Source organism: Janthinobacterium sp. GL_088 (assembly GCF_057837845.1).
On the sequence record NZ_CM174453.1, the window covers coordinates 658,096 to 681,531 of the forward strand.

At 63.8% G+C, this 23,436-nt stretch carries 13 protein-coding genes and 1 pseudogene; 6 read left to right on the top strand and 8 right to left on the bottom strand.

The genetic code is table 11. The annotated features are described in order from the left end of the window. Window positions 1-61: 61 nt before the first annotated feature. Window positions 62-1,507, bottom strand: coding sequence for an FAD-dependent monooxygenase (locus AC3IQ7_RS02910; RefSeq protein ID WP_489208325.1), 1,446 nt, complete (start codon window positions 1,505-1,507; stop codon window positions 62-64). Window positions 1,508-1,587: 80 nt separating this feature from the next. Between AC3IQ7_RS02910 and AC3IQ7_RS02915 the strand changes: the two genes are divergently transcribed. From AC3IQ7_RS02915 to AC3IQ7_RS02925, 3 genes are all read left to right on the top strand, one after another. After that, the gene (locus AC3IQ7_RS02915) at window positions 1,588-2,232 is read left to right on the top strand and encodes a TetR/AcrR family transcriptional regulator C-terminal domain-containing protein (RefSeq protein ID WP_489208326.1); all 645 of its coding nucleotides are present in this window, start codon (window positions 1,588-1,590) and stop codon (window positions 2,230-2,232) included. A gap of 161 nt (window positions 2,233-2,393) precedes the next feature. Then, window positions 2,394-3,143 (top strand): ArsR family transcriptional regulator, encoded by a 750-nt coding sequence (locus AC3IQ7_RS02920; RefSeq protein ID WP_489208327.1) that lies wholly within the window; start codon window positions 2,394-2,396, stop codon window positions 3,141-3,143. A gap of 76 nt (window positions 3,144-3,219) precedes the next feature. Beyond that, entirely contained in the window at window positions 3,220-4,059 is an 840-nt protein-coding gene (locus tag AC3IQ7_RS02925; protein ID WP_489210371.1) for an HDOD domain-containing protein, read from the top strand. Window positions 4,060-4,131: 72 nt separating this feature from the next. Here AC3IQ7_RS02925 and AC3IQ7_RS02930 read toward each other — a convergent pair whose 3' ends face one another. The 4 genes from AC3IQ7_RS02930 to AC3IQ7_RS02945 all read right to left on the bottom strand — a co-directional run bounded on the left by AC3IQ7_RS02930 (window position 4,132) and on the right by AC3IQ7_RS02945 (window position 8,708). Then, window positions 4,132-5,943, bottom strand: a complete 1,812-nt coding sequence (locus tag AC3IQ7_RS02930) for a DUF885 domain-containing protein (protein ID WP_099380530.1) — start codon at window positions 5,941-5,943, stop codon at window positions 4,132-4,134. 134 nt (window positions 5,944-6,077) lie between these two features. After that, window positions 6,078-7,175 carry a M48 family metallopeptidase gene (locus AC3IQ7_RS02935; RefSeq protein ID WP_489208328.1) on the bottom strand — a complete coding sequence of 366 codons (1,098 nt, stop codon included), beginning with the start codon at window positions 7,173-7,175 and terminating at the stop codon, window positions 6,078-6,080. After that, complete coding sequence (locus tag AC3IQ7_RS02940; protein WP_176387664.1) at window positions 7,172-8,338, bottom strand: HPP family protein; 1,167 nt, start codon at window positions 8,336-8,338, stop codon at window positions 7,172-7,174. Before AC3IQ7_RS02940 ends, AC3IQ7_RS02935 begins: the two co-directional genes overlap by 4 nt. Before the next feature lie 79 nt (window positions 8,339-8,417). Then, window positions 8,418-8,708, bottom strand: a complete 291-nt coding sequence (locus AC3IQ7_RS02945; RefSeq protein WP_489210373.1) for a DUF3349 domain-containing protein — start codon at window positions 8,706-8,708, stop codon at window positions 8,418-8,420. A gap of 154 nt (window positions 8,709-8,862) precedes the next feature. Here AC3IQ7_RS02945 and AC3IQ7_RS02950 point away from each other — a divergent pair, with 154 nt between their 5' ends. Further along, window positions 8,863-9,363, top strand: a complete 501-nt coding sequence (locus tag AC3IQ7_RS02950; RefSeq protein WP_489208329.1) for a thioredoxin family protein — start codon at window positions 8,863-8,865, stop codon at window positions 9,361-9,363. Here AC3IQ7_RS02950 and AC3IQ7_RS02955 read toward each other — a convergent pair. Then, a pseudogene (locus AC3IQ7_RS02955) lies at window positions 9,326-11,233 on the bottom strand (methyl-accepting chemotaxis protein). The gene AC3IQ7_RS02950 and the pseudogene AC3IQ7_RS02955 overlap by 38 nt on opposite strands. Before the next feature lie 169 nt (window positions 11,234-11,402). Continuing rightward, on the bottom strand, window positions 11,403-11,900 hold the full coding sequence (locus tag AC3IQ7_RS02960; RefSeq protein ID WP_035823969.1) for an Lrp/AsnC family transcriptional regulator: 498 nt from the start codon (window positions 11,898-11,900) through the stop codon (window positions 11,403-11,405). A gap of 153 nt (window positions 11,901-12,053) precedes the next feature. Here AC3IQ7_RS02960 and AC3IQ7_RS02965 point away from each other — a divergent pair, with 153 nt between their 5' ends. Continuing rightward, window positions 12,054-14,093 carry an aminotransferase class V-fold PLP-dependent enzyme gene (locus AC3IQ7_RS02965; protein WP_099380525.1) on the top strand — a complete coding sequence of 680 codons (2,040 nt, stop codon included), beginning with the start codon at window positions 12,054-12,056 and terminating at the stop codon, window positions 14,091-14,093. A gap of 405 nt (window positions 14,094-14,498) precedes the next feature. Further along, entirely contained in the window at window positions 14,499-23,126 is an 8,628-nt protein-coding gene (locus tag AC3IQ7_RS02970; RefSeq protein WP_489210375.1) for a glycoside hydrolase family 94 protein, read from the top strand. On the opposite strand, the gene AC3IQ7_RS02975 is transcribed toward AC3IQ7_RS02970, so the two are convergent. Continuing rightward, window positions 23,123-23,332: a hypothetical protein gene (locus tag AC3IQ7_RS02975; protein ID WP_322426674.1), complete on the bottom strand. Its 210-nt coding sequence runs from the start codon at window positions 23,330-23,332 to the stop codon at window positions 23,123-23,125. The two genes, AC3IQ7_RS02970 and AC3IQ7_RS02975, sit on opposite strands and share 4 nt — an antisense overlap. Window positions 23,333-23,436: the final 104 nt, after the last annotated feature.

A 23,436-nucleotide genomic window follows, 5' to 3' on the forward strand; every position in this document is an offset into this window, starting at 1 on the left:
CTGCTAGCTGACAAGAACGGCACCTTCGGGTGCCGTTTTTTTTCGTCTTGAGATAAGTCAATCAGACCGCGTGGTCCGCATAGCCGTCGGGACGGATCAGCAGGCTCTTGATGCCGGCCAGTTGCGTGCAGCCGGGTTTGATGGTCAGCGAAGTGAGCCAGGCCGCGTCGAAACGATACGCTGGTGTCGCGTGGGCGGCATCGCCAACGGCCAGTTGCAGCCATTTTCCCGCATGCAGCAGTTCATGGATGCCCACGGCCGTGCCGTCGGCCAGACGCAGCAGCCAGTCGGGCACGCGCCGGCCGGTCCAGTCTGCGCTGCCGGTGCTCGCGTCAGCGCCCAGCGAGATGGGATAGCGCACGCCAAAGCCCGATAACTCGCTGGCCAGCGCGCGGTTGACGTCCGGCTGCGCCAGCATGTCGCTGATGGTGGCGCGCAGGGCCAGGGTACGCGCGTCAAAACGCGTCAGCATGGCCGTTTGCGCGAGGGTATTGTGCTGCACAGACAGGCCAACGGGATGGCGCTCCGCATGGTAGCTGTCGAGCAGGCTGTCCGGTGCATAGCCCTTGAGCACGCCGGCCAGCTTCCAGCCCAGGTTCATCGCATCCTGCATGCCCACGTTCATGCCCTGGCCGCCTGCCGGCATGTGGATGTGGGCGGCATCGCCGGCCAGGAAGACGCGCCCCTGGCGGTAGCGCCCGGCCAGCCGTGTTTCATCGCTGAAGCGCGACAGCCAACTGGCGTCATGCAGGCCGAAATCGTAGTCCGCGATGGTCGTGCTGGCTTGCGACAATTCCTCCACGCTGGCCGCTTCCGCTGCCGCGGGCTGGGGACGACGTGCATTCATGGTGATGACGCGGTGGCGGCCTTGCCCCAGCGGCACGATCATCAGGCTGCCGGCTGCGTTCGTCAGGGACAGCATGGGTGACGCGGGCGGATGGCGCAGCTGTACATCTCCCATGAGCATGCTGCAAGTGGCCGCCACGCCGTCGAAGGCGATGCCTGCCTGCTGGCGCACGAGGCTGCGACCGCCATCGGTGCCGACCAGGTAACGGGCACGCAGGCAGAAGGGGACGCCGTCATGCGTGCCGGCCACCGTGACGCCATCGTCATCCTGCTGTGTCTGTTCCACGAGTGCGCCGCGAACAATCGCCACGCCGTCTTCCAGCAATTGCTCTTCCAGCAGGCGTTCTGTCGTGCTTTGCGGCAGAAACAAGGTGTAGGGATGGGGCGTGTCGAAGCCGGAAAAGTCGAGCCGAGTATCGAGGCCCGCGTAATGGCCGCTGGAAAAGGACGTGCCCAGCGCAACAAAGCGCTGGTCCAGACCCCGCAAGCCCAGCATTTCCAGGGTGCGGCCATGGATGGTCAGCGCGCGCGAATGCGCGTTGCGTTGCGGTCGCCGCTCGAGGATGGCCACGCGGATGCCGGCCAGGCGCAATTCGCAGGCCAGGGTCAGGCCGACGGGACCGGCGCCCACGATGATGACTTCGATATCGCTATTGTGCATGTCACTCTCAATCTAACGTTGTTAGTCTACGCAAAATGGTAAACTAACGACGTTAGAGTTTCAAGGGAAATGACAGGAAAATGAAAATTCAACGCGAAGCCGTGGTGGCCAGGGCGCTCGAGTTGCTGGACGAAGTGGGTATCGAGGGCTTGACCATGCGTCGCCTGGCCGATGCGATGGGCATCAAGGCCGCTTCGTTGTACTGGCATTTTGCGAACAAGCAGGCTTTGCTCGATGGCATGGCCGACGTGTTGATCGAAGATGTGGCAAGGAACGTCGATGAGGGGGCGGGTTGGGATGCGCGGCTGCGCCAGGTGGCGGCGCAAATGCGCGCGGCGTTATCGGCCCGCCGCGATGGCGTGCACGTCTTTGGCGGTACCTATGTGATATCGGAAAATGTGTTTCGCGTCGCCGAAGCGTTAATCGGCCCGATGCGTGCAGCTGGGGCATCGGAGAAACTGGCCAGCTGGAGCGCATTTACGCTGCTATATTATGTGCTCGGTTTTGTCATGGAAGCGCAAGGCGCGGGACCGGGGAGCGCCGCCATGAATGCATTATCGAGCCGGCGCGCCGATTTCACGGCCATGGCGGCCGATAATTATCCGCACGTGCTCGCTTCTATGGATGCTATTTTTAATGCGGATATCGATGATCGTTTTGATGCGGGCCTCGATTTGATTATGATCGGCTTGCAGGAAAAAATTAAAACAAATCAGGGTATATAGAGTTAATCTGTCTGACAGCTGTGTATTTTTATTGTCGGGTATATTCGATCATTTTCCTTCTTTTGCCGCGTATTTTATTGTTGCCTTGTTCGCTTATAGTGAGCACTCACATTGGTTTCCCTCGTCGGCACCATTGTGGATCTGCCGTGGCCTGTCCGGCGATGCCGAGTGTCGCCAGCACTGCCGGCACTGGTCGCGGCCGGAACACGTGTTGCGCAAATGCCCGCTCATGGCCGGGCCACGCCAATTGTCAGTTTATTCATGCTAAGATTTGGCACATGATTGCCCAAGCCCTGTTTACCCCCGCTCAGCAGAAACTGCTGGGATTGTTGTTTGTCCGCGTGAATGAAGGCTTTCACTTGAACGAGATCATGCGCCTGACCGGCCTTGGCAGCGCGTCGGCGCAACGGGAACTGCGTCGCTTGCATGAGTCAGGCCTGATCACGTCGGAGCGGATCGGCAATGTGCGGCGCTTCTGGCCCAACAAGGAAAGCCTCGTGTATCCGGAATTGAGCGGACTGGTGCAGAAAACTTTCGGCATCGTTGGCGTCCTCAGCATGACTCTGGCGCCCTTGCGCGACCAGTTGCACCTGGCATTCGTGTCGGGTGCCACGGCGAAGGGACAGGACATGCCTGGCAGCGCCATCGATTTGCTGCTGGTGGGTGAAGAAGCCAATTATGGCGATCTGTTGACGGGATTGGCGCCGGCCGAGCGAACCTTAAGGCGTAAAATCAATCCCAACTTATATACGCTGGCCGATTATCGCCGGCGTCTGCGTGAAGGCCAGCCATTCCTGCTGCAGGTATTACAGCAGCCAAAGTTGTTTGTCATCGGCGATGAATCGCAATTGCATGCGCTGGCATTGCCAGATTCCTCAATGCAAGCGATTGGCACGCCATCTGTATTCTGAAAGCCGGGCCTGGCATTCAATTTCTGATGCATGAAATTGTTGACCAGAATAATATCTGAGGCGGATTGATCGTATGATGAATAAACTGCAGGCTTTCGGTTTGATTGTTTCTCAGGCGGTGCGCGGAGAATTAACGTTTCCCACGAGTGTTAATTCCGCATTGCAATTGCAATTGGCCCTGGCTGAACCGGACTGCCATATCGACCATGCGATCAAACTGGTATTGGCCGAGCCCTTGCTGGCCGCGCGCACGGTCGCGCTGGCCAACTCGGCCGTGTACAGCCGCGGCGATGCGCCACCCGTGACCAGCGTGCGCGCCGCTGTCATGCGCATGGGTTACCGCAATCTGTATGCGCTGGTGGCGGCCATGGTGGTGCGCCAGTTCGGCAGCAAGATCATCGACCCCATCCTGCGCCAGAAGGCGACCCAGCTGTGGGAGCACACGGCGCACGTGGCGGCGCTGGCGCACGTGCTGGCCCGCCGCGTGACGCACGTCGATGCCGACACGGCGCTGTTCGCCGGTATCGTGCATGAGGTGGGCGGTTTTTACCTGCTGTCACGTGCCGATGAATTTCCCGGCCTGCTCGACGACGATACGGATCACTGGATGGAGTCCGCCGAAGAGATCATTTCCCGCGAAGTCATGAAGAAACTGCTGATCCCGCTGGCCGTGAGCGAAGCCATCGAAGGCTTGCGCGATGGCTTGCTGTCCATCCCGCCCGACTCCCTGCTCGATACCTTGTTGTTGGCTAAGCAACTGTCGCCCGTACCGTCGCCCTTGCAGGTGACGTACGTGGAAATGCTCACGCCCTCCGATTCCGTCATCGATTTCATTATCGACAACGAGACCTTGCAAAGCATCCTGGCCGAATCGGCCGAGGAAGTGCGCTCGATGAGTGCGGCGTTGCTGGTGTAGCTGGAAACGCCAGCGGCAAGAAAAACGGTAGCGCCATCGAGGTGCTGCCGTTTTGTTTTCAGGCGCCGCCGCTTATTTCTGCTGCGCGATCCACCGGTCGACCTTGGCTTCCAGCAGTTTCAGGGGCAGGGTGCCGTCGCTCAGCACGACTTCGTGGAACTTCGGCAGGCTGAACTTGTCGCCCAGCGCCAGTTGCGCGCGCTGGCGCAGTTCGACGATTTTCAGCGAGCCGATCTTGTAACCCAGCGCCTGGCCCGGCCAGGCCATGTAGCGTTCCGTTTCGCTTTTCGCCACGGCGTCATAGCCGAGGGTGTCGCGCATGTACTTGATCGTTTGCTCGCGTGTCCAGCCCTTGGTGTGCAAGCCCGTGTCGACCACCAGGCGCACGGCGCGCAGCATCTCGTCGTTCAAGTGGCCGAAATACTGGGCCGGATCGTCGAACAGGCCCATTTCCTTGCCCAGGGTTTCCGCATATAGGGCCCAGCCTTCCGTGAAGGCATTGTTGCCGCCGAAGCGGCGGAAGTTCGGCAAATCCATCTCTTGCACCAGCGCCAGGTGGAAATGGTGGCCAGGCTTGCCTTCGTGCAGGAACAGCGTGGTCATGCCCGTGTCGCCATACAGTTTCGGATCCGTGACGACGGACCAGAACACGCCAGGGCGCGAACCATCGGCGGCCGGCGCCGTGTAGTGGTCGGCGGCCGTGTCGCGGCTCAGTTCAGGTTCCAGGCGCAAGTCCAGCGGCGCCTTCGGCACCAGGGTAAACAGGGCGGGCAATTTGCTGTCTAGCAGCACGTTCAGCTTGCGATAGACGTCGAGCACTTCCTGCTCCGTCTTGAACGGGCGGAATTTTTCCTGCTGCGACACCCACACGGGCAAGCCGGCGGCCGGGCCGTTGTAGCCCATCTTCGGGCCCACGATCGCATATTGTTCCTGGATGCGCGCCACTTCCTTCAAGCCGATGGCGTGGATCTGCTCCGGTTTCAGATCCGTGGTGGTGCTGCTGGCCACGCGCGCCTGGTACCAGGCAGCCCCATCGGGCAGGGCGCTCCAGCCGCTGCTCGCGCGGCTGGCTGGCAGGTAATCGCGTTCCATGAAGGTGGACAGGCGCTGCAGCGCAGGCATCAGCTTGGCTTCGATGATGACGGTGTAGGTTTGCGTCAGGCGCGCCTTGTCCGCGTCGGAAAAGCTGGCCGGCAGGTTCTTGACGGGCGTGTAATAGACGCTGTCCTGCGGCGTGGCGCTGACGAGCTTTTTAAATTGCGGCAAGGCCGATTCCGTCAGCGCCTTCGGCAGCACGATGCCTTTTTGCATGCCGACGCGCATATTGGCGATGGCCTGGTCTATCCAGCCCGGCAACTGGCCGATACGGCTCAGGTAAGCGTCATACTCCTTGACGGTGGTCAAAGGCTGCGATGCCTCGCCACCCGCATAATTGGCCAGGGTGACGGGCATGCTGTCCATCTGGTTCAAGGGCAGCAGGTATTCGGGGAAGCGCTCGAAGCTCAGCGCCGTGGCCAGTTCATAGTCGAGGATATCGTAGTTGATCTGGTCCTGGTGCGACAGCTGTGCGCGGGCAATGCTGCGCAGGGTCTTCTGGTACTGGCGGTACAGCGCGAACTGCTTTGCCCGCGCGGCAGGGACGATGGCTGAACCGAGCTGGTCGTCAAAACGGTTGTCGCCGCTCTCTGTGGCGTTGATCGGCTCGAAACGGGCCAGCGCATCGTAGTACTGATCGGCCACGACCTGCAACCGCTGCTTGGCTTGCGGCGCGCTGACGGCCACGCTTTTGGCTGCGGGCTGGGCAGCTTGCGCCATGGGCGCGTAAGCAAGCAACAGGGAGATGGCCAGGGTGCCGAGGGTGCCGGCGGCAAAACGATGCTTCATGCGCGATGTCCTTTGTAAGGAGGGTATGAACGGAGGCTTAGCGAGGTCGGGGTGGCCGGTCGTGAGGAACAGCCGGGGCGTAAGCATACGCCATTGCCCAGTACGTTTGGATAAATTGTGCGGGAGGAATGTTGCTATTTGTCTGCCGGCGCGAGCAAGGCTTTCATCGCCTGCCAGTGCTGGCTGGCCAACGGGACGCAGGCGGGGCAGGGCGTGGCGGCGATCAGGCTGCGGATCTGCTGCGCGCGCGCCGCCGTTTGCGGGTGCGAGGAAATCCAGCCCGGCACCTTGGCCTTGTCCTTGTTATCGAGCTTCTGGAAAAAGCGCAGCATGCCGTCGGGGCGGATCTGCGCGCGCTGCAAGGCCAGCAAACCGAGGCGGTCAGCTTCCTCTTCCATGTCGCGGCTGAAATACAGGGTGCCGGCCTGGTGCGCCAGCATGGCGGCCACGGCGCTGATGTCGCCGATAGTCACGCCCACCAAGGCGCCCCAGCCCAGGCTGCTGATCATTTGCCGCAGCGAATGGCGCTGCTCCACATGCTGCACTTCATGCGCCAGCACGCCAGCCAGTTCGCCCGGATCGGCTGCCTGGCGCAGCAAGCCCGTATGCACGACGATGATGCCGCCTGGCATGGCAAACGCGTTGACCGTATCGTCCTGCTTGACCAGCCAGCGGTACTGGTAGCGCGAACCGGCCGTCAGCTTGCGGCCAATTTCCTGCACCGTCTGCTGCGCCACGCCGCTCTCGCTGATGCCGCCCTGCGCGCGCACTTGCGCGAGGGCCAGCTCGCCCAACTGCTTTTCCGTCGACAGGGGTATCCATCCCGCCAGCGCGCCGACGGCATGGCCGCCTTGCCACCACAGCAGGGCGGCCGCGACGACGGCCGCGCCCGTCAAACCGGCCAGCCAGCCCGACACTTGCCGCCGGTTGCGCTGGCGTTCGCCCCACAAGCGCTGCAATTGCGGCTGCAGCGCCGCCGGCGCTTCTTTTAACACGATGGCGATGTCGCTCGCCGTCAGCGGTTGCAACGACGCTTGCCGGCCTTGGCCATCGAGCCAGTTCAGGAACAGTTCCGGTCCATCGACACCGCCCACGCTGACAACCAGCTGCGCCACATCGACGCCATGGCCGGGCGCATCGATGGCCAGCTGCGCACCGAAAAAATGCGCGCTGACGGCCGTGCCGGCCGGGCAGCCGTCGGGGCCGGTCAGCAGTGCCTGGAAGGGTGTCATGCCGCCGCCTCGGCAAAGCGGCTTTCGTACAGGGCCGCCATCAGGTCGGACTGGCTGATGATGCCGGCCAGGCGCTCTTCATCGTCGAGGATGGGAATATGGTGGTAGCCGGCATCGGCCATCAGGGGGACCAGGTCGATGATGGGCGTGCCCAGGCGGGCCGTGTGCGGCGACGGCGTCATCAGCTGGCCCACCACTTCCGGCTTGTCGCTGTGGGACAGGCCGCTGCGCTGCAGCAAGCCGCGCAGGCGCTGGCGCATGCCCTGATAATCGTCGAGGCCGCCATGGCGCAGGAAATCCGTCTGCGTGATGATGCCGATGACGCGGCGCGCCCGGTTCAGCACGGGCAGGGCGCCCACCTGGTGCTCGCGCATGGTGCGCCAGGCCACATCGAGCGGCGTGCCGAATTCCACGCTGAGCACGTCCTTCGACATGATGTCGGCGCAGGTGACGACGCCGAAGCGGCGCTGGTAGGCGCGCATTTCCGTCTGCAGGAAGATCGCTTGCAAATCGTCGCGGCTGATGTCGAGCACTTCGCTGTGCTGGCGCAAGACGGCATCGAGGTCGTCCGGCGAAAAGCCCAGGCGATTGCTGGGTACGTCATCTTTGGTGGCGTGCGGATGCGGCGCGACCAGTTGCTGGATGTGCGGGTAGCGGCGCCCCGTCAGGTTGTTGTACAGCACGGCGCAGGCGACCAGCACGGCGGAATTGAACAGCACGGTGATGAAGACGAATTCAAAGCCGGCCGCATGCACGCTGGCGCCGCCGACCACGGTAGTGAGCGCCACGGCCCCGCCCGGCGGATGCAAACAGCGCAGGGCAAACATGGCGCCGATGGCCAGGCAGGCGGCCAGCGCCGCCACGCCCACGCTCGATCCCAGCCATTTGACGCAAGCCATGCCGACCAGGCCGGAGACGACGTTGCCGCCCACCACGGACCACGGTTGCGCCAGCGGGCTGGCCGGCAGGCAGAACAGCAATACGGCCGAGGCACCCATGGGCGCGATCAGGTAGACGCTGGCGCTGTCGGGGGCCAGCAGGAAATGGCAGATGAGTCCGGTCAGCAGCAGGCCGCAGATGGCGCCCGCGCAGGCGCGCAATTGTTCGCGGCGGCTGCCGTTGTTCGGTTGCGGCAGCCAGCGTGCCAGGAAAGAAGTCGTCATGGGGAGGGCGCGTTCGGGCCGCGTTGCTCTGTGTGAGCCCGATATTATCCCATGCGTTCCATTTCGCTGCCTGCGGGCATTAATCCTCGGCGCAGACGGCTTGCAAGCCGTGCCGCGCCAGCAAGTTCCTGACGGCCGCGATGGCGGACGGCGCCGGTTTGCTGCTGGCGCAGGCATAGATGTCATTGAGGACCAGCGCCGCATCCTTGCCCGTGACGGCGGCCATCAGCTCGGCCAGGTTGCGGTCGGAAAAGTGTTCATACAGCAGGGCCAGTACGGCGAAATACGCCGTGTCTGGCATGCCGCCGGGATAGGCACTGCATAGCATGCGCGCGGCGCCGGACAATGTCGGGGGCAGGGTATCTGGCATGCTCAAGCGGCTTCTCCTTGGCGTGCTTATACGTTTTTCGCATAAGCACAGTGTAATTAAATGGTGGATATTTCCTACAGGTACGCATATTCTAGACAATCACGCCCGCTGGCAGCTGTTCAGCTGGCCTCACGATTTTTCTCAGGAGTCCCGCATGCGCCTTTCTATTTTCTTTGCCAGCCTGCTGCTTGCCGGCACCGCCGTTGCCGCCGCCCCCACACCGGCTAACCCTGTCGCCACGCCGCACTTGCCGTACAACGCGGCGGCCGACGCCAAGGCCGACGTGGCCCGCGCGCTGGCCGAAGCCAAGGCGGCGCACGTGCCAGTCTTGCTGATCTTTGGCGCCAACTGGTGCGAGGATTGCCGCGCGCTGGACAAGGCATTGAAGGAAGGCAAGAACGCCGAGTTGATGCAACAGCAGTTCAAGGTCGTCAAGGTCGACGTGGGTAACTTCGACCATAACCTTGACGTGGCGCAAGCCTATGGCAATCCGCTCAAGAAAGGCATCCCGGCTGCCGTGCTCGTATCGAGCGACAACAACCAGGTGCTGTACGCCACCAAGGGCGGCGAACTGGCGAATGCCCGTCGCATGAGCGAGAGCGGTATTTATGACTTCTTCAAGCAAGCGGCAAGCGTGAAAGCGCCGGCGATGTAATCTCTTCGAGCTTGAAGACGCTGACCACCTGCGCCAGGCGGCCGGCCTGATCCTGCAAGGACTGGGCCGCCGCCGCCGCTTCTTCCACCAGGGCCGCGTTTTGCTGGGTGGCGTCATCCATCTGCGTCACCGTGGCATTGACTTGCGCGATGCCCTGGCTTTGCTCCTGACTGGCCGAAGCGATTTCTCCCATCAGGTCGGCGACTCGTTGCACAGAGACGACGATGTCCTGCATGGTGGCGCCGGCCGAGTCGACCAGCTTGCTGCCCGCTTCCACCTTGCTGCCCGAATCGACGATCAAATCCTTGATTTCCTTGGCCGCCTGGCTTGACCTCTGTGCCAGATTGCGCACCTCGGTTGCCACCACGGCAAAGCCGCGCCCCTGTTCGCCCGCGCGGGCCGCCTCGACGGCAGCGTTCAGGGCGAGGATATTGGTTTGAAAGGCAATCCCGTCGATCACGCCGATAATGTCGGCGATCTTGCGTGAACTTTCCGTAATCGCGCCCATCGTCTGCACGACTTGTCCGACCACTTCTCCGCCTTTGACGGCGTGACTCGAGGCCGACACCACCAACTGGTTTGCCTGACGCGCGTTGTCCGCGTTCTGTTTTACGGTCGATGTCAGTTCTTCCATGGCGGCCGCCGTCTCTTCCAGGCTCGACGCCTGGGCTTCCGTGCGCGCCGACAGGTCCAGGTTGCCCGACGCGATCTGGCTCGATGCGCTGGCAATCGACCCGGTACTGTCGCGAACTTCGCGTATCGTCACGTTCAGCGACGCGACGAAGCGATTGAAGGCGGCGGCCAGCGCACCGACCTCGTCTTCCGATTCCACGGGCATGCGGCGGCTCAGGTCGCCATTCCCGCTGGCGATCTCGCTGAGCATGTCGGCAGCCCTTGCGACGGGGGCGGCGATGGCGCGGCTGATGACATAAATGATGAGCAGGGCAATGCCGCCACCGACCAGGCCGGCGATCAGCGCGGCGATCAGGGCCTAGCGCGTGACATTGCCCAGCACTTCCGCTTCCGGCACTTCCGCCATCACATACAGATTCAGTTCCGGCACGAAGGAGGCGGCGACGAACTGGCGTCCCGCGGGCGCGGCATAGATGGCGTACGCGTATTTGTTGCCTGTCAGCAGGCTCTTGCTCAGGGGATCGCTAAAGCCCGGCAAATCCTTGAGTTGATGCTTGCCATCGGCCAGGGCCGTGTCGCGGTGCACCAGCAGCACGCCATTCGCGCGTGCCAGATAGACATGGCCCGTCTGGCCGATCTTGTAGCTGCGGATGGTGTCGGCCAGCGCATTGATGGACAGGCCCAGGCCGGCCGCGATCTGTTTGCCGCCCGCCGTCTGGCCACGCGCATTCAGATACAGCATCAGGTCGCTGGAGTTTTCCGCCTTGTCGATGTCGAGCGTATAAGCCTTGTCGCCGGCCAGCAAGCCATAAAACCACTGGTCCGCGGCCTGGTTCTTGTCCAGGGTGCGCAACAAGCCTTCGGTGGTGAAATACTTGCCCGTGCTGGCCGAGGCCCAGTTGATCGAGGCGGCCTTGTTCTTTTCCTTGAGCACGCTGGCGTAGCGCTGGAAGGTGGCGATCCCGCTGTCGGGCAAACCAGCATCTTCCCAGTCTTGCAGATAGATATCGTTGGCCATGGTCTGCACCACGGACAGGGGCTGGCTGATCTGGCGCAGCACGTCGTTACGGATCTCGCCCACCTGGGCCGGCAATTCCTGGCTGACGACGCGTTCGCGCACGTAATCGCTGCTCATGCGTACGCTAAGGAAAGACGAGATCGTCATGAAGAGCAGCAGGCACAAGCCCATGCTGAACAGGAGTTTTTTCTGGATGGAGAGGCGGCGGAGCAGAGACATGGAAGACCTTGTGCGATGGCCTGCGCAAGAGGAAGAAAAGCGGGCAGGCAAGGGGACAGTATACCGGCCGCGCAGCGCGTCCCGCCTCACCATTGCTGCTTTTCGTTCATTTATGTTGCATTGCAGCAACGCGATTTTTCACCTCCGCCTGGCATGGCCGGAAAACGCCTCAGGCAGGCAAGCCGTGGGCGATCAATTCCAACGGTAATTCCGTGCTGCACTTGATTTGCTCCATGGAAAAAGCGGACGACACGCCCGTCAATTGCACCGCTTTGATGAGCTTTTTATAAAACGTGTCATAACCCTTGATATCGGTGGTGACGACTTTCAGCAGGTAGTCGATGTCGCCGCTCATGCGGTGAAATTCCTGTACCTCGGGCAAGACGATGACGGCGGCGGCGAAGCGGCGCAGCCATTTTTCATCGTGCTGGCCCGTGCGCACGCTGACGAACACCGTCACGGGCAAGCCCACTTTTTGCCGGTTGACGATGGCCACGCGGCTTTCGATATAGCCCTCTTCCTCCAGGCGCTTGACCCGCTTCCAGCACGGCGTGCTCGACAGGCCGATCTTCTCGCTGAGGGCGGCGATCGACAAGGTGCCGTCCTGCTGCAGGGCGGCCAGGATGGCGCAGTCGAATTTGTCGAGCTGAGTACTTGGTGAATTCATTTTTTTATTCCGTGTTTTGTGGCATGAACATGCTGCATGGTACCTTGTTTGAAGTATTTTTTGGCATATCTTCACGGGAGCAGGCCGGTAGACTATCCATACGTACCAGCCGCCTGCGCTGTGCCCTTTTTATAGAATACTCAGACTGCCATCATGAAAGAAATCTACCTCGACAGCAATGCCACCACTTGCGTGCTGCCCGCCGCCGTTGCCGCCGCCCGGCAAGCGATGGAGCAGGGTTATGGCAATCCCAGCAGCACCCACGCGACGGGGTTGCAGGCCAAGGCCATGATGGATGGCGTGCGCCGGCGCGCCAGCGACCTGCTGGGCGTGGGCGACGGCCGCTTGATGTTCAACAGCGGCGCCACCGAAGGCATCCAGACGGCCGTGCTGTCGGCCCTGTGCGCGCTGCGCGAACGGCGCGATGCCGGCAAGCGCATCGGCAGCCTGCTGCTGTATGGCGCGACCGAGCACAAGGCCGTGCCGGAAAGCCTGGCGCACTGGAACCGGCTCTTGGGCTTGAACCTGGAAGTGCGCAAGCTGCCCGTCGATGCGCAGGGGCGCCACGATCTGCAGGCGCTCGGTGCGCTGATCGGCGACGCGGCCATGCTGTGCACGATGGCGGCGAATAATGAAACGGGCGTCGTCAGCGACTTGTCCGCCATCGCCCAGCTGCTGCAGGAACGCGGCGCCGATGCCTACTGGATGGTCGATTGCGTGCAGGCGCTGGGCAAGCTGAAACTGAACCTGGCCGCCACGCGCATCGATTACGCGCCGTTTTCCGGCCACAAGCTGTATGCGCCCAAGGGCATCGGCATGCTGTACGTGCGCGCCGGCGCGCCTTTTACGCCCCTGATGATGGGCGGCGGCCAGGAAGCGGGCCTGCGCTCGGGCACGGAAAACATGGCCGGCATCGCCGCCCTGGGCGCCGTGCTGGCCGCGCTCGACGATGGCAAGACCTTCCGCAGCCACGCCGACCTGGCCGCGTTCCGCGAGCAGCTGGTGGCCAGCCTGGAACGCGCTTTCCCCGGCATCGTTTTCAATATGCCGTTTGACTTGTCCTTGCCGACGACGCTCAATTTTTCCGTGCCGGGACTGTCGTCGAAAGAACTGCTCGACCTGTTCGACGCGGCGCGCGTGCGCGTCAGCTCGGGCAGCGCCTGTTCCGCCGCCAAAGCTCTCCCCAGTTATGTCCTGGAAGCGATGCACGTGCCGCAATGGCGCGCCAGCTCGGCCATTCGTTTGTCGTTCGGCCCCCTGATCGATGCGGCGACCATTACCGCTGCCTGCGCGCGCATCGAGCGTTGCGGCGAGGCCTTGCGCAGCAGTTGTTTGCTGCCGTCAGTGCTGGCGTCATCGCCGCAGGACGGCGCGCAGGACGGCGTAATCCAGCTGAGCGTCGATGGCCAGTGCACCTGGTTGCTCAGCGACGCTGCCAGCGCCAGCTGCGTCGTCATCGATCCCGTCGCCGCGCTCGTGCCGCGCCTGGCGGCCTTCATCCGCTGCCAGCATTTGACCTTGCGTGCCATCGTGCACACGACGGCGCCAGCCGACCATGGCGTGGCGCGCCTGTCGCTGCTGCAGGAACTCGCCATCGAACAGGTGGGCCGCATCGATATCGACGGTGAGCTGTCACTGGGCCAGCAGCGCCTGCTCCGCGTCGAGTGTGGCGAAAACCATGTGTATGTGCTGGGGCAGCGCTTCGCTTTTATCGGTACCCTGGCGCCCGAGGCGCTGACGCCCTTGCTGGATGCGGCGCTGGTGACGCAAGATACCGTGCTGTGCGCCGCATGCGACGACGGCAGCATTTGCGCTACCGTGCGCACCGTGCGGGACGGCATCGTGCCGGCCGCCGAATTGCAGCTCGATGCGGCCGCCTTGCCCGCCTTCCTGCGCCAGCATCCCGATGCCATCCTTGTCGACGTGCGCGAAGCGTATGAACACGCGGCTTGCGCCGGCACGGTATTCGAGGGCTGCGAGGTGCGCAGCGTACCGCTGAGCCGTCTGGCGGGACAGGTGGCCGCATGGTTGCAGCAGCCGCAGCGTCCGCTGGTCTTTTTCTGCCGTAGCGGCAACCGCAGCGCGCGCGCCGCCGCCTGCCTGCGCCGTCTCGGTCATGGCGCGGCATGGCAACTCAACGGCGGCATGGCAATGGCGGAGGCGACGCGTCACCCGCTGGCCATCGCTGCATGAGCTGCTTGAATTTTCTTCCTTGAAATATTGCACCGTGCCATCATTGGCACGGTGCTGCTACGCCTTTCCCTCCGTTCATTTCCTCCAGGCATTTTTCTCCCGCTTGACGCGCTGATTTCTTTGCCGGTACGCCCCTAAAGCGCCGGGTATGTACGCTAGCGCACGGTCTTGCGCGCAGGGCGCCCCTACGATGAAGTTCAGAAAATCTCCCTATACCCTGAGATTCGTCGCAACGCTCCGGCGCTTCGCTTTCCGTCTTCGCCAGTGTCCGATCGTGTTCTTCCAGACTGGGCCAGCGTGACGGCGGCCGCTGGCTGCCTGCGCGCACCTAGCGAGGCCAAGTTGAAAGAGTACACCGCAGTCGTCACGCAGCAGATCAAGGAACAGATTTCCAAAGTCAAGGAAATCTTCCGCGACCATTCCTTTGCACCGGACACCTTCGACGCCGCGCGCGACGATGCCTTGCCCCTGCGTTCCGAATTATTCAGCGCCATGCAGATGGCCGCCCACGGCAAGCACGTGGCCGCCGGCCATGCGGTAGGGCGGCATCACGGCCGCGACCGCCTGCTGGCGCGCCTGGCCGACAATGCGGCCCTGATCACGGCCACCGTCAACGAGCTGACGGCGACCGTCAAAAGCGGGCGCCAGGTCACGCCAGCCTCGGAATGGCTGCTCGATAATTTCTACCTGATCGAAGAGCAGATCCGCACCACGCGGCGCCACTTGCCGAAGAACTACAGCAAGGAGCTGCCACGCCTGACCTCCGGCGCGGACGCGGGCTGCCCGCGCGTGTATAAAATTGCGCTGGAAATCATCTCGCACGGCGATGGCCGCGTCGACCTGGAAAACCTGTGCCACTTCGTCGAGGCTTACCAGGACGTGGCCACCTTGACCCTGGGTGAACTGTGGGCCGTGCCCATCATGCTGCGCCTGGCTCTGATTGAAAACCTGCGCCGCGTCGCCGTGCGCGTGGCCGATGACCGCATGCAGCGCGACCTGGCCAATACCTGGGCCGACCAGATGACGGACATCGCCGAGCGCAATCCCAGCGGCTTGATCCTGCTGGTGGCCGACATGGCCCGTTCGAACCCGCCCATGACCAGCGCCTTCGTGGCCGAATTGTCGCGCCGCCTGCAGGGACAAAGTTCCTCGCTGACCCTGGCGCTGTCGTGGCTGACGCACAAGCTGGCCGAGTCGGGCCTCACCATCGAGCAGCAGATCCAGTCCGAAATCGGGCAGCAGGCGGCCGACCAGGTATCGATCGCCAACAGTATCGGCAGCCTGCGCTTTCTCGGCACCATGGATTGGCAGGAATTCGTCGAGACCATGAGCGTGGTCGAACAGACCTTGCGCCTGGACCCGGCCGGTACCTATAGCCTGATGGATTTCGCCACGCGCGACAGCTACCGCCACGCCATCGAACGCATCGCCAGGCGCAGCGCGCGCAGCGAAGTGGAAGTGGCCGAGATGGTGGTGCAGCTGGCGCACACGCACGGCAACGGCAATGATGCGCGGCGCGGCCACATCGGCTTTTACCTGGTGGGGCGCGGCGTGCTGGTACTGGAAAAGCAGGCCGGCGCCAGGCTGCCCTTCATCGAGGCGCTGCAGCATACGGCGCGCGCCGCGCCGCTGGCCGTCTACCTGGGCGCGATCTCGTTCCTGACCCTGGCGACGAGCGCGCTGCTGCTCGAACGCGCCGTGCGCCATGACGTGCAGGGCTGGCCCCTGGCGGCGCTGGGCGCGCTGGCGCTGCTGGGCAGCAGCCAGCTGGCCGTGGCCGTGGTGAACTGGCTGGCGACCCTGATGACGTCGCCGCACCCGCTGCCGCGCATGGATTACCAGGCCGGCATTCCGTCGGATGCGCGCGGCATCGTCGTGGTGCCGACCCTGATCTACAGTGAGGACAACGTGGCGGCCCTGTGCGAGGCGCTGGAAGTGCGCTATCTCGCCAACCGCGATCCGAACCTGCGCTTTTGCCTGCTGACGGACTTCGTCGACGCCGAGGCGCAAACGATGCCAGGCGACGACGCCTTGCTGCGCCAGGCGCAGGAGACTATCCGCAGCCTGAACGAGAAGTACCGCGTGGAGGGCGTCGCGTTCAAGGAAAACGGCGACCCGGCCGATCGCGAAGAGCTGGGCCATGTGGGGCCGTTCCTGCTGTTGCACCGTCCGCGCCTGTGGAATTCGCAGCAGAATGCGTGGATGGGGCAGGAGCGCAAGCGCGGCAAATTGTCCGACCTGCACGCGTTTTTGCGCGGCGGCGCGCGCGACAAATTCTCGCTGGTGGAAGGCGAGTTGCGCGGTCTGCGCACGGTCAAATACGTGATCACGCTCGACACGGATACGCAGTTGCCGCGCGACGCGGCGCGCGAATTCATCGCCACCATGATGCACCCGCTGAACCGTCCCGTGCTGGATGCGGCCGGCACGCGCGTGGTGGCCGGCTACGGCATCCTGCAGCCGCGCGTGGCCGTGGCGCTGCCCAGCGCGAACGCCTCGCGCTACGAACTGCTGTGCGGCGGCGAGCCGGGCATCGACCCCTACACGCGCACGGTCTCTGACCTGTATCAGGACGTATTTTACGAGGGCTCCTTCATCGGCAAGGGCATCTATGATCTCGACATGTTCGAGCGCGTGCTGGGCCAGCGCCTGCCCGACAATAAAATCCTCAGCCACGATCTGCTGGAAGGCTGTTACCTGCGCGCGGGCCTCTTGAGCGACTCGCAGCTGTACGAGGAATACCCGGCCCGCTACGACGCCGACGTGAGCCGCCGCCAGCGCTGGATACGCGGCGACTGGCAACTGGTCGGCTGGCTGCTGGGCCGGGTGCCGGGCCGCGCCGGCAAGCGCGAACGCAATCCCCTGTCGATGCTGTCGCGCTGGAAGCTGTTCGACAACCTGCGCCGCAGCATCGTGGCGCCTGCCACCACTTTATCCCTGCTGCTGGTGTGGGGCTTCCTGCCGCACGTGGCCTTCTGGAGCGCGGCCGTGCTGGCCATCATCTTCCTGCCGCCCGTCTTTTCGGCCCTCTACGATTTGCTGCGCAAACCGCGCGACACCCTGTGGCGCCAGCACTTGGCCGCCTTCGAGCGGCGCTGCGGCGTGCAGTTTTCGCACGCCATGCTGACCCTCGTCTTCCTGCCGTACGAAGCGTGGCTCAGCCTGGACGCCATCGTGCGCACCCTGTGGCGCCTGGGCGTCTCGCACAAGCATTTGCTCGACTGGCGCGCCTCGAACCTGCACACATCGTCAGGCTCGCAGACCGATAGCTGGCGCGCCATGTGGTGCTCGCCCGCGCTGGCGCTGGCCACCTTTGGCGTCTTGCTGGCCTGGCGCCCGGCAGCCTTGCCTGCCGCCGCCGTGGTGCTGCTGCTGTGGCTAGCCGCACCTGCCATCGCCTGGTGGATCAGCCGCCCCATCGAGCGGGCCGTGGCGCGCCTGTCGATGGAGCAGGGACGGTTCCTGCATGGCGTGGCGCGCAAGACCTGGGCGTACTTCGATACCTTCGTCGGCCCGGATGACCACTGGCTGCCACCCGATAACATGCAGGAGCATCCGAACCTGGTGGTGGCGCACCGAACCTCGCCGACGAATATCGGCCTGGCCCTGCTGGCCAATTTGACGGCTTACGATTTCGGTTACCTCACCCTGGGCCAGTTGATCGAGCGCAGCCGCGCTACCTTGCACAGCATGGGCGAGCTGGAACGCTTCCAGGGCCACTTCTATAACTGGTACGACACGCAAACGCTCAAGGCGCTGCAGCCGATGTACATCTCGACCGTCGACAGCGGCAACCTGGCGGGCCATCTGTTGACCTTGCAACCGGGACTGGTGGAACTGTACGACACTCCCATCATCGGCGCGCAGGTGGTGCAGGGCATACGCACGACGGCGCAGGTGCTGCAGGAATTTATCGCCGCCGAAGGCGAAGGCAAGGCCATGCGCGAGAGCATGCACTTGCTGCAGGCGCAGGCGGCACCCGCCAGCCTGGCCGAATGGCATGCTTATCTCGCCGCCGTGAATGGCGCGGCCGATGCGCTGTTGTCGCTGACCTTGCAAAGTGAGGACGGCGAACTGTCGATGTGGACGGGCGCCCTGGCGCGCCAGTGCCGCGCGGCGCTGGCCGAATTGCTGCAACTGGCGCCGTGGGCGGCCCAAACGGGTGTCGATGCGGCGTGGCTGCGCGTGCCGACCTTGCGCGAACTGGCCAACCTGGAAACGCCGGAAGACCTGCCTTCCGAGCTGGCCGCCTTGCTGGCGCAGGGCCGCGACCAGGCGGGCCGCCACATGCGCGACATCGCCCATGCGGCGGGCCAGGCGCGCGACTTTGCGCAGATCGAATACGGTTTCCTGTACAACCCATCGACAAAACTGCTGGCCATCGGCTACAACGTCAGCGAACGGCGCCTGGATCCCAGCTACTACGATTTGCTCGCTTCCGAAGTGCGCCTGGCCAGCTTTATCGCCATCGCCCAAGGCCAGCTGCCGCAGGAGCACTGGTTCGCCCTGGGCCGCCAGCTGTGCATGGTGGCTGGCCAGCCCGTGCTGCTGTCGTGGAGCGGCTCGATGTTCGAGTACCTGATGCCACTGCTGGTGATGCCGAATTATCCGAACACGTTACTTGACCAGACCTACCACTCCGTCATCGAGGCGCAGATCGATTACGGACGTCAGCGCGACGTGCCATGGGGGATTTCCGAGTCCGGCTACAACACGGTCGACGCCAGCCTGAATTACCAGTACCGCGCGTTTGGCGTGCCGGGGCTGGGCCTGAAGCGGGGTCTGGCCGACGACCTGGTGGTGGCGCCGTATGCCAGCATGATGGGCCTGATGGTCCAGCCGGAGGCGTCGTGCCAGAATTTGCAGCGCATGCAGGCGGCTGGCTACATGGGCCGTTACGGCTTTTTTGAAGCGATCGATTTCACCACGGCGCGCCTGCCGCGCGGGCAGGGCAGCGCCATCATCCGCTCCTTCATGGTGCACCACCAGGGCATGGGTTTTCTGGCCCTCAGCTATCTGCTGCACGACCGCCCGATGCAGCGCCGTTTCGAGTCCGATCCGCTGCTGCAATCGGCCTTGCTGGTGCTGCAGGAACGCACGCCGCAGGCTGGCGCGTTTTACTCGAACACGGCCGAACTGGCGGTGCTGCGCAGCGGCGCGCCCGAGCAGGCCATGCCGATGCGCATCCTCACGCAAGCCAACAGCGCCGTGCCGGAAACGCAGCTGCTGTCGAATGGCCGCTACCACGTCATGGTGAGCAATGCGGGCGGCAGCTACAGCCGCTGGAAAGACCTGTCCGTGACGCGCTGGCGCGAAGACTGCACGCGCGACAACTGGGGCAATTTCTGCTATCTGCGCGACCTTGACGATGGTGCCGTCTGGTCCACCATGTACCAGCCGACCTTGGCCGAACCGAAGAAATACGAAGTGATCTTTTCCGAGGGCAGGGCCGAGTTCCGCCGTGCCGACCATGGCCTCGACCTGTACACGGAAATCGTCGTCTCGCCCGAAGACGACATCGAAATCCGCCGCACGCGCATCAGCAATAATTCGAACCGCCAGCGGCGCATCGAGATCACCAGTTTTGCCGAAGTGGTGATGGCGCCGGCGGCGGCCGATGCTGCCCATCCCGCGTTCAGCAAGCTGTTCGTGCAGACGGAAATCCTCGCGCATGAAAACGCGATTTTATGCACGCGCCGGCCTCGCTCGAAAGACGAGCAGATGCCGTGGCTGCTGCATGTGATGACCGTGCACGATATCGAGCGCTACGAGGTATCGTTTGAGACGGACCGCGCGCGCTTCATCGGCCGCGGCAACACGGCGCAGCTGCCGCAGGCGCTGCAGGATAGTGGGCCGCTCAGTGGCAGCCACGGTTCCGTGCTCGACCCCATCGTGGCCATCCGCTACGTCATCACGCTCGAACCCGATCAGGCCATCACTGTCGACAGCGTCACCGGCATGGTCGAGCAGCGCGAGGCGGCGCTGCACCTGATCGACAAATACCAGGACCGTCACCTGGCCGACCGCGTGTTTGAACTGGCCTGGACGCACAGCCAGGTGGTGCTGCGCCAGCTGAACGCGAGCGAAGCGGACGCGCAGCTGTATGCGCGCCTGGCAAATGCCGTGATCTACCCGAATGCGGCCCTGCGCGCCGAGGCCAGCATCCTGATCAAGAACCAGCGCGGCCAGTCCGGCCTGTGGGCGTATGCCATTTCCGGCGACCTGCCCATCGTGCTGCTGCAGATACGCGACGCGGCCAATATCGAGCTGGCGCGCCAGATGGTGCAGGCACATGCCTACTGGCGGCTGAAGGGGCTGATCGTCGACCTGGTGATCTGGTATGAAGAGCAATCGGGCTACCGCCAACTGCTGCACGACCAGATCATGGGCTTGATCGCCTCGGGCATCGATGCGCAGGCGATCGACCGCCCGGGCGGCATCTTCGTGCGCCTGGCCGAGCAGATCGCCAATGAAGACCGCATCTTGCTGCAGTCGGTGGCGCGCGCCATTATCAGCGACCTGCGCGGCACCCTGGCCGAGCAGGTCAAGCGTCCACCGAGTCCCGTCCTGCGCATGCCGCCGCTGCTGCAGGATCCGGCCCGCGAGCATGGCGGCGTGCCGCACCGGGCGCCAAGGCGCGAGCTGATCCTGGAAAATGGCTTCGGCGGTTTCACGCCCGACGGCCGCGAATATGTGATCACCACGGGTGAAGAAAAACAGACGCCGGCGCCGTGGTCGAACGTGCTGGCCAATGCGCAATTCGGCACGGTGGTGTCCGAAGCCGGCCAGGCGTATACCTGGAGCGAGAATGCGCATGAATTCCGCCTCACGCCATGGCAGAACGACCCCGTGTCCGACCTGTCCGGCGAAGCGTTTTATGTGCGCGACGAGCAAACCGGCCAGTTCTGGTCGCCCTCATCCCTACCCGCGCGCGGCAGCGGCGACTACGTGACGCGCCACGGCTTCGGCTACAGCGTGTTTGAACACAGCGAGGGCGGCATCGCCACGGAATTATGCACCTATGTGGCGCTCGATGCGGCCGTCAAATACTCGGTGATCAAGGTGCGCAACGACAGCGGCGTGCCGCGCCGCCTGTCCGTCACCGGTTATGTGGAATGGGTGATGGCCGACCTGCGCGCCAAGTCCGGCATGCACGTGGCCACCGAAGTCGACACGATCAGCGGGGCCCTGTTTGCGCGCAATAACTACAACACGGAGTTTTCGGGCCGGGTCGGCTTTTTCAATACGGACGCCAGCATCCGTTCCATCACCTGCGACCGCAATGAATTCATCGGCCGCAACGGAAGCCTGGCGCAGCCGGCTGCCTTGCGCCGCGTGCGCCTGTCCGGCAAGGCGGGCACGGGGCTGGATCCGTGCGCGGCGATCCAGGTGCCGTTCGAACTGCAACCGGGGCAGGAGCGCGAAATCGTCTTCATCCTCGGCGTGGGCGGGCGCCGCAATGCCGACGCCAGCACCATGGTGCAGCGCCATGCTGGCAAGGAAGCGGCCCGCGGTGCGCTCGATGCCGTGCGCGCGCACTGGGACAGCACCCTGGGCGCCGTGCGCATCGAGACGCCCGATCCATCGCTCGATGTGATCGCCAATGGCTGGCTGATGTACCAGACTATCGCCTGCCGTTTGTGGGCGCGCAGCGGCTATTACCAGTCGGGTGGCGCCTACGGCTTCCGCGACCAGCTGCAAGACGCGATGGCGATGATCCACACGGCGCCGCAACTGCTGCGTGGCCACCTGCTGCTGTGCGCGGCGCACCAGTTTGTCGAAGGCGACGTGCAGCACTGGTGGCATCCGCCATCGGACCGGGGCGTGCGCACGCATTGCTCCGACGATTACCTGTGGCTGCCGCTGGCCGCCTGCCGCTATGTGATCGCCACGGGCGACGTCAATGTGCTGTCGGAAGTGGCGCCCTTCATCGAGGGACGGGCCGTCAAGCCGGAAGAAGATTCCTACTATGACTTGCCCGTGCGTTCAGGCGAGTCGGCCGACCTGTACGAGCACTGCGTGCGCGCCATCCGCCATGGCCTGCGCCTGGGCGTGCACGGCTTGCCGTTGATGGGTTCCTGCGACTGGAACGACGGCATGGACAAGGTGGGCGAACATGGCAAGGGCGAGAGCGTGTGGCTGGCCTTCTTCCTGTACGAAGTGCTGCAGCGTTTCGCCGAAGTGGCCGTGCTGCGCGGCGACGCGGCGTTTGCCCGGTTCTGCCGCGACGAAGCCGTGACACTGGCGGCCAACGTCGAGGAACATGCGTGGGATGGCGAGTGGTACCGGCGCGCCTACTTCGACGACGGCACGCCATTGGGTTCGCACACGAACGAGGAATGCCAGATCGATTCGATTTCGCAAAGCTGGGGCGTGCTGTCGGGCGCGGCCAACCAGGAACGGGTGGCCGGCGCCATGCGCCAGGTCGATGCGCGCCTGGTGCGCCGTGATTCCGGCGTGATCCAGCTGCTCGATCCGCCATTCGATAAATCCAGCCTGAATCCGGGCTACATCCGCGGCTACGTGCCGGGCGTGCGCGAGAACGGCGGCCAGTACACACATGCGGCCATCTGGACGGCGATGGCGTTTGCGCGCCTGGGCGATGGCGAAAAAGCGTGGGAACTGCTGCGCATGATCAATCCCGTGCGCCATGGCGTGGATGCGCAGGCGGTGCAACGCTACAAGGTCGAGCCGTATGTGGTGACGGCCGACGTGTATGCCGTGGCGCCGCACGTGGGACGCGGCGGCTGGAGCTGGTACACGGGATCGTCGGGATGGCTGTACCGGCTGATCGTCGAATCCCTGCTTGGCCTGACGCGCGAAGCGGACGTGCTGCGCGTGGCGCCGGTCATGCCGGCCGAGTGGGACCGCTTCAAGCTGCATTACCGCTTCGGCGCCAGCAGCTATGCCATCACGGTGGAGCCGGCGCAGGGGCGGCCTGCGGGATTGTCGCTCGATGGCGTGGCGCAGGGTGGCAACAGCATCGCCCTGCGCGACGAGGGCCGCGAGTATGCGGTGCTATTGCTGCTCTAGTCTTGCCAGGTGTCGTAATCGGGACGGCGCCGGCCAAGCAGCAGGATCAGGCCGGCGCCCAGCAGCAACAGGTCGCGCGTGCGGACTTCGGGCTCGGATTGCGTTGTCGTCTGAGGGGGGGAGTTCAAGGGTGCCGCCATGGCGGCGGGGAACTGGCTGGCGCAGGCGGCCAGGCACAGCGCCGCGATCTTTCCATTCAAATACATACATTCCTCAAGAAAGCGCGCTGGCCGCTCGGGACAGGCGCGCCAGTGTTCATGTCGGCGACATTGTAATTATAGACATGAACATTGTAAATGAGAAATTATTT